Source organism: Burkholderia reimsis (genome assembly GCF_003294055.1).
Lineage (GTDB): Bacteria > Pseudomonadota > Gammaproteobacteria > Burkholderiales > Burkholderiaceae > Burkholderia > Burkholderia cepacia.
In genome coordinates this window covers 107,497-120,496 of sequence record NZ_QMFZ01000011.1, presented here as the reverse complement: position 1 = coordinate 120,496, position 13,000 = coordinate 107,497, and the positions used below count along the sequence as shown (strand labels likewise).

Annotated in this window: 10 protein-coding genes; 2 read left to right on the top strand and 8 right to left on the bottom strand. The window is 67.3% G+C overall.

Translation table 11 applies throughout. The annotated features are described in order from the left end of the window. The first annotated feature begins 22 nt into the window (after positions 1-22). Positions 23-1,543, top strand: a complete 1,521-nt coding sequence (locus DPV79_RS15345; RefSeq protein ID WP_027787736.1) for a CoA-acylating methylmalonate-semialdehyde dehydrogenase — start codon at positions 23-25, stop codon at positions 1,541-1,543. Positions 1,544-1,616: 73 nt separating this feature from the next. On the opposite strand, the gene DPV79_RS15340 is transcribed toward DPV79_RS15345, so the two are convergent. The 8 genes from DPV79_RS15340 to DPV79_RS15305 form a co-directional block, all read right to left on the bottom strand. Beyond that, a complete protein-coding gene (locus DPV79_RS15340) occupies positions 1,617-2,501 on the bottom strand; it encodes a MurR/RpiR family transcriptional regulator (protein WP_021162369.1) in 885 nt (294 codons plus the stop codon). 339 nt (positions 2,502-2,840) lie between these two features. Further along, positions 2,841-4,013, bottom strand: coding sequence for a Gfo/Idh/MocA family protein (locus DPV79_RS15335; protein WP_021162370.1), 1,173 nt, complete (start codon positions 4,011-4,013; stop codon positions 2,841-2,843). A 56-nt stretch (positions 4,014-4,069) separates the two neighbouring features. Beyond that, positions 4,070-4,996: a TIM barrel protein gene (locus DPV79_RS15330; protein WP_060231605.1), complete on the bottom strand. Its 927-nt coding sequence runs from the start codon at positions 4,994-4,996 to the stop codon at positions 4,070-4,072. 18 nt (positions 4,997-5,014) lie between these two features. Next, positions 5,015-6,028 carry a bifunctional inositol 2-dehydrogenase/D-chiro-inositol 1-dehydrogenase gene (gene iolG / locus DPV79_RS15325; protein WP_113045803.1) on the bottom strand — a complete coding sequence of 338 codons (1,014 nt, stop codon included), beginning with the start codon at positions 6,026-6,028 and terminating at the stop codon, positions 5,015-5,017. A gap of 59 nt (positions 6,029-6,087) precedes the next feature. Beyond that, positions 6,088-6,999 carry a sugar phosphate isomerase/epimerase family protein gene (locus DPV79_RS15320; protein ID WP_059484328.1) on the bottom strand — a complete coding sequence of 304 codons (912 nt, stop codon included), beginning with the start codon at positions 6,997-6,999 and terminating at the stop codon, positions 6,088-6,090. Positions 7,000-7,074: 75 nt separating this feature from the next. Beyond that, positions 7,075-8,100 carry an ABC transporter permease gene (locus DPV79_RS15315; protein ID WP_021162374.1) on the bottom strand — a complete coding sequence of 342 codons (1,026 nt, stop codon included), beginning with the start codon at positions 8,098-8,100 and terminating at the stop codon, positions 7,075-7,077. Positions 8,101-8,127: 27 nt separating this feature from the next. After that, the gene (locus DPV79_RS15310; RefSeq protein WP_113045802.1) at positions 8,128-9,711 is read right to left on the bottom strand and encodes a sugar ABC transporter ATP-binding protein; all 1,584 of its coding nucleotides are present in this window, start codon (positions 9,709-9,711) and stop codon (positions 8,128-8,130) included. Between the two features lie 68 nt (positions 9,712-9,779). Continuing rightward, positions 9,780-10,706: a sugar ABC transporter substrate-binding protein gene (locus DPV79_RS15305; protein WP_113045801.1), complete on the bottom strand. Its 927-nt coding sequence runs from the start codon at positions 10,704-10,706 to the stop codon at positions 9,780-9,782. A gap of 316 nt (positions 10,707-11,022) precedes the next feature. Here DPV79_RS15305 and DPV79_RS15300 point away from each other — a divergent pair, with 316 nt between their 5' ends. Then, a complete protein-coding gene (locus DPV79_RS15300) occupies positions 11,023-12,981 on the top strand; it encodes a bifunctional 5-dehydro-2-deoxygluconokinase/5-dehydro-2-deoxyphosphogluconate aldolase (protein WP_113045800.1) in 1,959 nt (652 codons plus the stop codon). Positions 12,982-13,000 lie beyond the last annotated feature (19 nt).

Genomic DNA, 13,000 nt, shown 5'->3' with positions numbered 1-13,000 from the left:
ACCCGATCCCTCAGGAGACACGATGAATCCGGTTCCCGCGTACACCTCCGACGCCGACGTCGGCCACTATGTCGACGGCGCGCCCGTCTCCGGCCGCAGCGGCCGCTTCCAGGACGTGCTCAATCCGGCGCTCGGCCGCGCGGTGCGCCGCGTCGCGCTCGCCGACGACAGCGAAGTGCAGCAGGCCGTCGCGTCGGCCCATGCCGCGTTCCCCGAGTGGGCGGCGACGCCGCCGATCCGCCGCGCGCGCGTCCTGCATCGCTTCCTGCAACTGATGAACGAACACCGCGACGCACTCGCGGCGATCATCACGGCCGAGCACGGCAAGGTGTTCTCCGACGCGCAGGGCGAAGTCGCACGCGGCATCGACATCATCGAATTCGCGTGCGGAGTGCCGCAGCTCCTGAAAGGCGACTTCACCGACCAGGTCAGCACCGGCATCGACAACTGGACGATGCGCCAGCCGCTCGGCGTCGTCGCGGGCATCACGCCGTTCAACTTCCCGTGCATGGTGCCGTGCTGGATGTTCCCGGTCGCGATCGCGACGGGCAACACGTTCGTGCTGAAGCCGAGCGAGCGCGACCCGTCGGCGGCCTTGTTCATCGCCGACCTGCTCACGCAGGCCGGGTTGCCGGCCGGCGTGTTCAACGTCGTCCAGGGCGACAAGGGGGCGGTCGACGCGCTGCTCGACCACCCGGACGTGCAGGCCGTCAGCTTCGTCGGCTCGACCCCGATCGCGGCCTACGTGCAGCAACGCGCGGTGCAGTCGGGCAAGCGCGTGCAGGCCCTCGGCGGCGCGAAGAACCATCTGGTGGTGATGCCCGATGCGAACCTCGAACAGGCCGTCGACGCGCTGATCGGCGCCGCGTACGGCTCGGCCGGCGAACGCTGCATGGCGATCAGCGTCGCGGTGCTGGTCGGCGACGTCGCGGACAAGATCGTGCCGCTGGTGGCCGAGCGCGCCCGCAAGCTCGTGATCGGCGACGGGATGTCGCCGGAAGTCGAGATGGGCCCGATCGTCACCGGCGATGCACTCAAGCGCATCGAGGGCTATATCGAGCAAGGCGTGAACGAAGGCGCGCAACTGGTGGTCGACGGCCGCGGGCTGCGCGTGCCGGGCCGCGAGGCAGGCTTCTTCACCGGCGGCACGCTGTTCGACCACGTGACCCCCGACATGCGCATCTACAAGGAAGAAATCTTCGGGCCCGTGCTCGGCTGCGTGCGCGTGAAGGACTTCGGCGAGGCGGTCGACCTGATCAACGCGCACGAGTTCGGCAACGGCGTGTCGTGCTTCACGAGCGACGGCGGCATCGCGCGCGAATTCGCGCGGCGCATCCAGGTCGGGATGGTCGGCATCAACGTGCCGATTCCGGTGCCGATGGCGTGGCATGGCTTCGGCGGCTGGAAGAAGAGCCTGTTCGGCGACATGCACGCCTACGGCGAGGAAGGCGTGCGCTTCTACACGCGCCAGAAGTCGGTGATGCAGCGCTGGTCGTCGAGCATCGGCAAGGGTGCCGAATTCGCGATGCCGACCGCGAAGTAATTGCCTGAAGGCACGCCGGGTGCCGGTTGCCGGGTGCCGGCCGCGCTTGCGGCAGGTACGCCGGCAGGCGGCGTCAGCCGGCCTTCGTGCCGTGCGCGCCGTCGGCGGTCGGCAGGTACGACAGTTCGAGCCGATACGCGAGTGCGACGAACAGGCTCTGCGCGAGACCCATCGTGGCCGTCAGCGCACGGAAGCCGAACGTCTCGCTGTCCTGCACCATCAGCGTCACCTCGGCCTCCCGTGCAAGCGGACTCATCCGGCTGTCGGTGATCGCGATCAGCCGCGCGCCGCGTTGCACGGCCTGCTGTGCGACCTGTACGGTTTCCTCCGCATACGGCATGAACGAGATGACGATCATCACGTCGCCCTCGCGCACCGACCGGATCTGCCCGAGATGCATGCTGCCCAGCGCGCTGAACAGCCCGATGCGCTTGTCGGTGTGCTGCAGCGCGTAGTCGAGGTACACGGCGATCGGAAACGCGCGCCGCGAGCCCGCGATCCAGATCGCCTGGGTTTCGGCGAGCAGGTCGACGGCCTGCGCGAGCGCCTGCGAATCGAGCGTCTGCCGCAGCTGCTGCATGCCGGCAATGCTGCCCTTGATGAACTCGTCGGCAATCTGTTCGGGCTGCAGGCTCGACGAGCCCGACTCGATCACGTCGCGCAGCCGCAGGTTGTACGCGCGCCCCGGCGCGATCTGCTGCGCGAGCCCTTCGCGGAACAGCCGCTGCATCTCGGAGAAGCCGGAAAAGCCGAAATGCTTCGCGAAGCGCACGACGGCCGACGGCTGGACGCCGCACGCCTCCGCGAGCGACTGGATGCCTTCCAGGCCAAGCTGGTCCCGATGCGTTTCCACGTGGCGAGCAATCACCTTCAGGCGATTGCTGAGGCCGTCGTACTCCTGCGTCAGGTGCTGCAGGAACTGCTCGACGGTGGCGGGAGGTTTCTCGGATGAACTCATCGGATAGCGCGAAGTTGACGGCCCCGATGCGCGCGCGACACTGACGGACGCGGCCCGGGGCTCACCTGAACACATGCATGAAGGGCGAATTTAATCACGTTTGCGGCGCGGCCCGCGCCACGTGCTCGCTCCCACGCGCTCGATCATCACTTGCCTACGCTCCACGGCGATACTGGAAGCGATTGTCCAACGCTCTCGCGGCGTCGTAAAGATTAGGGCGTCTACCAAGCCGCCATCGGGGTGAAGCGGCGAGCAACGGAAAAAGCGGCAAAGGCGGCAGAAGCAGCAGAAGCAGCAGAAGCGCAGACATGCGGCAAGCAGCCTGCCCGCGCCGCCGGTTCAGCGATAGTCGATCCACACGCCGCCCGCATCGGCGGAGCGCACGCAGTTCTCCACCCAGCGCACGCCTTCCACGCCCGCATGGACATCCGGAAAACGAATGTTCTTCAGCGCCGCGGCGTCGCCGCGATCGGCCGCATCCATCGCAAGCGCGAAGCGCGCATAGAGATTCGACCAGGCCTCGAACAGCCCCTCCGGATGCCCGGCACCGATGCGATCTTCGCGCAATGCGTGCGGATGCAGATAACCCATCCCGCGATCGAGCACCTGGGCGGGCTGCCCCTGCACTTCGTAGCGCAACTGGTTCGGATGCTCGTCCCACCATTCGACGCTCGCCTTCGCGCCGATCACCCTCACCTTCTGGCCGTGCATCGAGCCCGCGTTCACCGCGCTCGACCACACGTACCCGACTGCGCCCGTGTCGTACTCCATGATCGTGAACGCGTTGTCCTCGAGCGGCGCGCGGCTCTTCACGAAGCTCTGCCGCGAGCACATCAGCCGCCGGATCTTCAGCTCGGGCGCCATCACTTCGGAGATGTAAAGCGGATGCGTGCCGATGTCGCCGAGCACGTAGCTCGGGCCCGCGAACTTCGGGTCGACGCGCCAGCGCGCGGCCGCGCTCGCGGCCTCGACGCCCTCGCTGTGGAACCCGTGTGCGAACTGCATCTGCACGATGCGGATCTCGCCGAGATCGCCGCGCGCGATCATCTCGCGCGCCTGTTCGATCATCTGGTGTCCGGAATAACCGTACGCGACGCCGACGATCCGGTTCTTCTCGACCGACAGCCGCTGCAGCGCCTCGGCCTCCTCGGTCGTGAAGCACAGCGGCTTCTCGCAGACCACGTGCAGCCCCGCGTTCAGCGCGGCGCGGCAGATCTCGAAGTGCGTGTTGTTCGGCGTCGCGATCGACACCGCACGGATGCCGTCCGGGCGGCGCGCCTCGGCGTCGAACATCGTCGCGTAGTCGGGATAACAACGCTCGGCGGCGACGCCGAGCTTCACGCCGAACTGGCGGCCGCGTTCGGGATCGATATCGAACGCGCCGGCGACCAGCTGGAAGCTGCCGTCGCGCAACGCGGCCGACCGGTGGCTGTAGCCGATCTGGCTGCCGAGCCCGCCGCCGACCATGCCCCAGCGAATCGAATGTCCAAGCAGAATCTGTCCGTCAATCATGATGGTGGTGTTCCTGGTCCGTGTTCAGGGGGTTCGGGGGTGCAACGCGCGATGCATCATGCGAAGCCGGCCGACGCGAGAAACGCGCGGCTCGCGGCGACGTCGCGCAGGCTCGTGCCGGCATTGCGCGGGTCGCGCTCCTGTTCGATCGTGATGTACCCGGCGTAGCCGATGTCGTCGAGCGCGTGGCGGATCGACCGGTAGTCGAGCACGCCGGTGCCGATCGGGCACATCACGCCGCGCGCGCACGCGGCGAAGAACGCGATGTGCTCGCCCATCACCGCGTCGTACACGGCCGCGTCGATGTCCTTGAAGTGCACATAGTCGAGGCGCGCCGCATGGCGGCGCAGCCAGGTTTCCGGGTCCATGCCCGAGTAATGCAGGTGGCCGGTATCCAGACAAAGGCCGGCCGTGTCGGCCGGAATGTCGGCGACGATCCGGTCGATCTCGTCCGCGAATTCGATGTAGCCGCCCGCATGCGGATGGATCACCGCGCGCACGCCGAATTCGTCGCGCGCGATCGTCGCGATCTGCCGGATATGGTCGACCATCCGCGCCCAGTGCTCGCCGGACAGCCGCGGCGCGCGATCGCCGTGGCCGGCCGCGTAGTCGCGTTCTTCATGCCCCCAGTCGATCACGACCAGGTACGGCGCCGCGTAGCGCTGGCCGTCCTGCGTCGGCAGTTTCGGCAGCCGCGTGATCAGCGCGCAGATCTCGCGCGTCTGGCGCAGCAGGTTCGGCAGGTTCTCCGGCGCCACGAGATCGTCGAAGATCGTACCGGCGGTGATGCTCAGGCGTTGCCGCTCGAGCTCGGCGCTCACCACGTCGAGTTCGAGCGGGATGTAGCCGTACGGCCCGAGCTCGATGCCCGAGTAGCCGGCCTGCGCGGCTTCGGCGAGCACCTGCCGCCACGGCGGCAGGTGCGGGTTCTTCACGTCGTCGACACCCCAGCAGCACGGTGCGCAGCCAATCTTCATCGTCATGTCGGTCTCTCCTGCGGTTCAGCCGCGATAGAACGCGGGGCGTTCGGCCATCGCGATCGATTCGACCGCCCCGCTCTTTTGCGCCCGCACGCATGCGTCGGCCGCGACCGCCGCCGCGTAACCGTCCCAGGCCGACGGCCCGGTGAGCGCGTGCGCGCGCACGCCGTCGATGAACGCCTGCAGCTCGACGTCGTACGATGCGATGAAACGCTCCTTCCAGTCGGTCATGATCTCGACCGACTGCCGCGCCGCATGCTTGAGCCCCACCGCCGGCGGATCGGGCAGCTTCGCGATGCCCTGCTCGCCGACCACCTCGCACTGGATGTCGTAGCCGTACTGGCAGTTCACGAAGATCTCGACGTCGATGCGCACGCCGCTCGCGGTTTCCAGCAACACGATCTGCGGATCGGCGAGATGCGACGATGCATGGCGCGTCTTCTTCGGATAGACGACCTGCGTGCTCACGTAGTCCTCGCCGAGCAGCCAGCGCAGCACGTCGAGTTCGTGAATCAGCGTGTCGGTGATCGCCATGTCGGTCGTGTAGCGCTCGCCGACCGACTGGTTGCGGTGCGCGCAATGCAGCATCAAAGGCGCGCCGATCTCGCCGCTGTCGATCACGCGCTTGAGCGCGCGGTAACCTTCGTCGTACGGACGCATGAAGCCGACCTGCACCAGCCGCTTGCCGTGCGCGACTTCCGCTTCGACGATCCGCATGCAGCCTTCCGCCGTGACGGCGAGCGGCTTCTCGCAGAACACGGGCTTGCCGTGCGCGATCGCGTCGAGCACGAACGCTTCGTGCGTCGGGCCCCACGACGTGACGAGCACGGCCTGCACGTCCGCAGCCGCGACCACCTCGTGGCCGTCGGCGTAGATCTCGGCATCGAGCCCGTACTTCGTCACCGCGTCGCGCGCCTGCCGCGGATCGATGTCGTTGACGGCCACGACACGCGCGCCGGACAGCGTGCGGGTCAGTCTGCGGATGTGGTCCTGGCCGATCGCGCCGCAGCCGATCACGCCGATTTGCAAGGTCATCTAACAGTCTCCAGTCGTTCATCTGCGGTGCGACACCCGTCGCACCGGTCGGCAATAGGTCAGCGCGCGGTCCGATCGAAAAAACGATCGACGTAGCGCTGGATCGTCTCGCGCATGTAGCGTGACGACGCTTCCGCGCGGTCCTCCCACGCGAACACGCACGACGACATCACGCCGTCGAAGCCTGCCGCGCCGAGCGCGCGAAAGAACACGTCCCAGTCGATCTCGCCCTGCCCGATGTCGAGATGCTGGTGCACGCGGATCTGGTTCGAGCCGGGCGGGTTCACGATGTAGCGCAGCTGGCTGCTCTTGCGGTGGTCGAAGGTGTCGGCCACGCGCACGTGCGCGAGGATCGGCGCGGCCTGCGCGATCATCGCGGCCATGTCGTCGCCGTAGTAGAACGTGTGCGGCGCGATGTACGACAGCTTCAGCGACGGCGAGCCGATGTTCGTGACGATGTCGATCGCCGGCTGAAGCTGTTCGATCCAGTCCTCCGGATGCGGCTCGACCGACAGCACGATGCGTTCGCGCTCGAGGATCGGCAGCAGCTCGTCCATCGAACGGAACCACGCGGCTTCGCACAGCTCCTTCGGGTTCGCGCCCGGCCGTTCGCCGACCGAGCGCTCGGGCGACGCGCCGCGTCCGAACTCCGACACCATCAGCGCGCACTCCATCTCGACCGCCACCTCGATCGCCTTCTTCCAGCAGCGCACGGCCCATAACCGCTCGTCCTCGAACGGGCTCGCCCAGCGGTACATCGGCTGCAGCGACGCGAGGCCGACGCCGCTCGCGCGCATCGCCTGCCGGAAAGCGGCCATCCGCTCGCGCGTCGCGCGCGGCATCACCCACCAGTCGAGAAAGTCGCTGCGCGGCGACAGCTCGATCTGGTCGTAGCCGAGCTCGGCCACCGCGTGCGGCAGGCGGTCGAGCGGCAGGTGGCGAATCATGTAGGGGTCCAGCGCGATCTTCATCGAAAGTCCTCGGCGACAGTGGGTTACGGACGAACGCGGCGGCACGTGCCGCCCTCGTCCGGCGATGCATGACGGTCAGCGGCGCTTCTTCTTGTTGCGGTACTGGTCGGCGATCACGGCCGCGACGATGATCGCGCCCTTGACCATCTCCTGGTAATACGCGTCGATGCGGATGAACGTGAAGCCCGACGTCATCACGCCGAGGATCAGCACGCCGATCACGGTGCCCGTCACGCGTCCGAGCCCGCCCGACAGCGACGTGCCGCCGATCACGACGGCCGCGATCGCATCGAGTTCGTACATCACGCCCATGCCCGACTGGCCCGAGATCGCGCGCGCGGCGGTCACGGTGCCGGCGATCCCGCTCAGCAGGCCCGCGATCGCGTAGACGAAGATCAGGTGGCGCGTGACGTTGATGCCCGACACGACGGCCGCGTGACGGTTCGCGCCGATCGCGTAGGTGTACTTGCCGAAGCGCGTGTAGCGCAGCACGACGTGGAAGATCGCGGCGATCACGAGGAAGATGATCACCGGATTGGCGCCCGCGCCGATGGCCGCGAACTGGTCGGTCAGCATCGACACGGGCATCCCGTTGGTGAACCACTTCGCGAACCCGCGCGCGGCCACCATCGTGCCGAGCGTCGCGATGAACGGCGGGATGCCGGTCATCGCGATCAGCGAGCCGTTCAGCAGGCCGACCAGCAGCCCGACGCACACGCCGGCCAGCACGGGCCAGATGATCGGCAGGTCGGTCAGGTGCGGAAACACCGCGCGCGGGAAGTCGGACACCTGCGCGAGGCTTGCCGACACGACCGCCGCGGCAGCCACGACCGAGCCCGACGACAGGTCGATCCCGCTGGTGATGATCACGAGGTTCACGCCGACCGCGATGATGCCGATCACGGCCATCTGCAGCACGATGATCTCGAGCCGCTCGGTATTGAACAGGAAGCTCTGGCCGACGACGATCCAGCCGACGATCTCGAAGAACAGGCTGATGCCGACGAGCACGAGGAAGATGCTCAGTTCGGGCGGCCACTTCATGTGCCGCGCCTTGATCGTCATGGTCTGCGCATCCGCAGCCGGGTTCAGGTTGCCCATTTCGTTTGTCTCCAGTCTTGTTTCGGCTCAGCGCGACGCGAGATCCATGATGCGGACCTGGTCGGCGTCCTTGCGATCGACGATGCCGGTCATGCGCCCTTCGTGCATCACCATCACGCGATCGCTCATTCCCAGCACTTCCGGCATTTCCGACGAGATCATCAGCACCGCGACGCCCTTGCCGGCGAGCGCGCTGACGAGCCGGTGAATCTCGGCCTTCGCGCCGACGTCGATGCCGCGCGTCGGTTCGTCGAGGATCAGGATGCGCGGCTGCGTGAGCAGCCACCTGCCGATCAGCACCTTCTGCTGGTTGCCGCCCGACAGGTTCTGGATCTCCTCGTGCAGCCCGGGCGACTTCACGCGCAGCATCCGGCTCATTTCCTCGCAATCGCGCTTCAGCTGCGACTGCCGCACGAAATTGAACTTCACGTAGCGGTTGCTGAGCACCGCCGCTTCCATGTTCGCGAGCAGGTCGAGACTCAGGAAGCAGCCGGTGTCCTTGCGATCCTCGGTGAGGAAGGCCATCCCGTGCTTCATCGCCTGCGCGGGTGTCGCGATCCGCACCGGCTTGCCGTCGATCCGGATCTCGCCCGACGTGGCCGGCACGACGCCGAACAGCGCCTCCGCGACGTTCGAGCGCCCCGAGCCGACGAGGCCGGCCACGCCGAGGATCTCGCCCGCGCGCAGCTCGAAGCTCACGTCGCGGAACACGCCCTCGACGCCGAGGTTCTTCACCGACAGCACGACGTCGCCGATCGGCACCTCCTCCTTCGGGAACATCTGCGTGATCTCGCGCCCGACCATCATGCGGATGATGTCGTCGCGCGTGACGTCGCTCGACGCATGCGTGCCGATGTACTTGCCGTCGCGGAACACCGAGAACTCGTCGGCGATCTCGAACAGCTCGTTCATCTTGTGCGTGATGTAGACGATGCCCTTGCCCTGCTCGCGCAGCTGGCGAATGATCCGGAACAGGTGCGTGACTTCCTTGTCGGTCAGCGCGGAAGTCGGCTCGTCCATGATCAGCACGTCCGAGTCGAACGACACGGCCTTCGCGATCTCGACCATCTGGCGGCTCGCGACCGTCAGCGTGCGCACGTCGGTTTCCGGATCGATGTCGATCGACAGCCGCTCGAACAGCGCGGCCGTCTGGCGGCGCAGCGCCGCGTGATCGATCAGGCCGAAGCGGTTCTTCGGTTCGCGGCGGATCCAGATGTTCTCCGCGACCGTCATGTACGGCATCAGGTTGAGTTCCTGGTGAATCATCGCGATGCCGCGGTCGAGCGCATCGAGCGGGCCGTTCAGCACGACCGGCTCGCCGTTGATCAGGATTTCGCCCTCGTCGGGCGTGTAGACGCCCGCGATGATCTTCATCAGCGTCGACTTGCCCGCGCCGTTCTCGCCCATCAGTGCATGGACGGTGCCGCGACGCACGCGGAACTGCACGCCGTCGAGCGCGACGACGCCCGGGAAGGACTTGCCGACACCGCGCACCTCGAGCACGCAGTCGGCCGCGGAAGAAGCCGGCGGGGCCGACGCGCCGGACAAACCCGACGCACCGGCCGACGCATCGTCGCCGGCCATCGGGCGCGCGATCCTGGCTGTAAACATGGACGTTCCTCGACGAGTCGCGCGCGTGCCCGGTCATGCCGGGCACGCGCAGTTCAACGGATCACCGGTCAGTGCTTCGCGTACTGGCTCATGTTCTCGGGCGTCACGAGCTCGAACGGCACGTTCACGTAGCGGTCGACGGGCTGCTTCTTCGCGAGCTTGAGCGCGGCCGCGACGGACTGCTGCCCCTGCCCGGACGCGTTCTGGTACACCGACACCTTCAGCTCGCCGCTCTTCATCGAGGCGAGCCCGTCCGGCGTCGCGTCGATGCCGGCGACGATCGTCTTCGGCGTCCACTTGCGCGCGGCCTTCAGCGCATTGATCGCGCCGATCGCCATCTCGTCGTTGTTGGAGATGATCGCGTCGTACTTCGTGCCGGAGCTCAGCCAGTTCATCGTGATGTCCTGGCCCTGCGTGCGGCTCCACTTGCCCTCGCGCTTGTCGACGATCTTCATGCCCGCGCAATCCTTCGTCGCGATCACGTCCTCGATGTCTTTCGTGCGGGCGCGCGCCGATTCGTTGGACAGCTCGCCCATCAGCACGAGGAGGTCGCCCTTGCCGCCGAGCAGCTTGCACACCTGGCGCGCCTGCAGCGTGCCCGACTGCTTCTCGTCGGACGCGACGACCGCGACGCCGGCCGGCAGCTTGTCGAAGTCGACCGGCTTGCGGTTCACGTAGACGAGCGGGATCTTCGCGGCCGTCACCATCTTCGTGATCTTCGGCGTCGCGTCGGTATCGACCGCGTTCACGATGATCGCGTCGACCTTCTGCGCAATCATGTTCTGGACCTGGCTCAACTGCTTGCCGACGTCGTTGCCGCCGTCCTCGATCTGTACCGTCGCGCCGTCCTTCTTCGCCGAATCGGCGATGCTGTTGCGCAGGATGGTCAGGAACGTGTCGTCGAACGACGCCATCGTCACGCCGATCTTCTCGGCATGCGCGAGCGGCGCAGCCAGGATCGCGGCGGCCGCGACGGCCATCAGCTTGGTCTTCATGATCAATCTGTCTCCTCATCTCCGGGGGGCGGAAGACGGCGCGTTGCGCGCCGCCGGGCCGAGTCCGATCGAATCCGATACGGACTGAAGCATCCGGATGAAACTGTAGATCACTTCCTCGAAAATTTGGAAATTTATTTCTACGTGATTTCACCTAGGGAACTGGATTTCCAAAAAGTCTAGACTGCGTCCGTAGCCCGATTCCTGGCGGCAGGCAGTCCCGCGTCGTGCAATACACGGTGCGGACGGTCGCGACCGGATCGGTCCCCTAATCCGCCGGCATTGCCGAACGCCGGCCGCGAGCGTGACACGTGATATGAGCCTGCTGAACTTTCCGAGTGACCGCCCCATCGATCTCGCCTGCCTCGGCCGCGTGGCCGTGGATCTCTATGCGCAGCAGTACGGCAGCCGCCTCGAAGACGCGCGCAGCTTCCAGATGTATCTCGGCGGCTCGTCCGGCAACGTCGCGTTCGGCGTGGCGCGGCTCGGGCTGAAGACCGCGATGATCTCGCGCGTCGGCGACGAGCAGATGGGCCGCTTCCTGCGCGAGACGCTCGAGCGCGAAGGCTGCGACACGAGCCAGCTGCAGACCGACCGCGAACGCCTCACCGCGCTGGTGCTGCTCGGGCTGAAGGATCGCGACACGTTCCCGCTGCTGTTCGTGCGCGAGAACTGCGCGGACATGGCCGTGCGCGCCGACGAGATCAGCGAGGACTTCATCGCCGGCTGCCGCGCGCTCGCGATCACCGGCACGCATCTGTCGACGCCGGGCACGCGCGAGGCGTCGCTGACCGCGTTGACGTATGCGCGCCGCCACGGCGCCGTGCGCATCCTCGATATCGACTACCGGCCGGTGCTGTGGGGGCTGACCGCGCGCGGCGCCGGCGAAAACCGCTACGTGCCCGACGCGCAGGTGACGCGACAACTGCAGCAAGTGCTCGGCGAATTCGACCTGCTTGTCGGCACCGAGGAGGAATTCCTGATCGCGGGCGGCGTGCCGCATGACCTGATCGCGTCGTTGCAGGCAGTGCGCGCCCTCACGAACGCGACGCTGGTCGTCAAGCGCGGCGCGCTCGGCTGCTGCGTGATCGAAAGCGGCATTCCGGCCAGCATCGACGATGCGCCGACCTTTCTCGGCGAACGCGTCGAAGTGCTGAACGTACTCGGCGCGGGCGACGCGTTCCTGTCGGGCCTGCTGTCGGGGCTGCTGCGCGGCCGCGACTGGGCCGAATCGACGCGCATCGCGAACGCGTGCGGCGCGATCGTCGTATCGCGCCACGCGTGCTCCGCGGCAATGCCGACGCCGGCCGAGCTTGCGCACTGGTTCGACGGCAGCCGCAATCCGGTGGTCGATGCCGATCACACGCTCGCGCACCTGCATCGCGTGACGGTGCCGCGCCGCGAATGGGACGACCTGTGCGTGATGGCGTTCGATCATCGCAGCCAGTTCTACGAACTCGCGGTGCAGGCAGGCGCCGACGAAGCGCGGATCAGGACGCTCAAGCGCCTGCTCGTGCGCGCGGTCGAGCAGGTCGAGCGCGATCGTCATATCGAAGGCCATGTCGGCGTGCTGATCGACGGCGGCGGCTACGGCAGCGACGCGCTGGCGTCGGCCACCGGGCGCGGCTGGTGGGTCGGCCGCCCGGTCGAACTGCCGGGCTCGCGGCCGCTGCGCTTCGACGAAACGCGCTCGGTCGGCTCGTCGCTCACGCACTGGCCGACCGAACAGGTCGTGAAGTGCCTCGTTCACTATCATCCGGACGACCAGGTCGACCTGCGCGTCGAACAGGAGCAGCGCGTGCTGGAACTGTGGGAAGCCACGCGCGCCAGCGGCAACGAACTGCTGCTCGAAATGATTCCGCCGCGCGCGGTCACGCCGGCCGGCACCGAGGACGACGCGGTGCTGCGCACGATCGCGCGCTTCTACAACCTCGGCGTGAAACCCGAATGGTGGAAGCTCACGCCGCTGAGCGCCGACGGCTGGGCACGGCTCGCCGCGCTGATCGCCGAGCGCGACCCGCACTGCCGGGGCGCGGTGATCCTCGGGCTGAACCAGCCGCTGCAATACCTCGTCGACAGCTTCCGCTCGGCGACCAACCCGATCGTCAAGGGCTTCATGGTCGGGCGCACGCTGTGGGCCGATGCGTCGCTGAACTGGTTCGCCGGCCGGATCGACGACCAGGCGCTGATCGATGAAGTGGCCGGCAACTTCGCGCAGCTCGTGGATGCGTGGCTCGGCCGCCGTGCGGCGGCCGCCCGCGCCGCCGCGGCGTGACATGACGTGACGTAACGTG

Coding starts and splice junctions, on each gene's coding strand:
- DPV79_RS15345 (WP_027787736.1), top strand. CDS start 23: ATGAATCCGGTTCCCGCGTACACCTCCGACGCCGACGTCGGCCACTAT.
- DPV79_RS15340 (WP_021162369.1), bottom strand. CDS start 2,501: ATGAGTTCATCCGAGAAACCTCCCGCCACCGTCGAGCAGTTCCTGCAG.
- DPV79_RS15335 (WP_021162370.1), bottom strand. CDS start 4,013: ATGATTGACGGACAGATTCTGCTTGGACATTCGATTCGCTGGGGCATG.
- DPV79_RS15330 (WP_060231605.1), bottom strand. CDS start 4,996: ATGACGATGAAGATTGGCTGCGCACCGTGCTGCTGGGGTGTCGACGAC.
- iolG (WP_113045803.1), bottom strand. CDS start 6,028: ATGACCTTGCAAATCGGCGTGATCGGCTGCGGCGCGATCGGCCAGGAC.
- DPV79_RS15320 (WP_059484328.1), bottom strand. CDS start 6,999: ATGAAGATCGCGCTGGACCCCTACATGATTCGCCACCTGCCGCTCGAC.
- DPV79_RS15315 (WP_021162374.1), bottom strand. CDS start 8,100: ATGGGCAACCTGAACCCGGCTGCGGATGCGCAGACCATGACGATCAAG.
- DPV79_RS15310 (WP_113045802.1), bottom strand. CDS start 9,711: ATGTTTACAGCCAGGATCGCGCGCCCGATGGCCGGCGACGATGCGTCG.
- DPV79_RS15305 (WP_113045801.1), bottom strand. CDS start 10,706: ATGAAGACCAAGCTGATGGCCGTCGCGGCCGCCGCGATCCTGGCTGCG.
- DPV79_RS15300 (WP_113045800.1), top strand. CDS start 11,023: ATGAGCCTGCTGAACTTTCCGAGTGACCGCCCCATCGATCTCGCCTGC.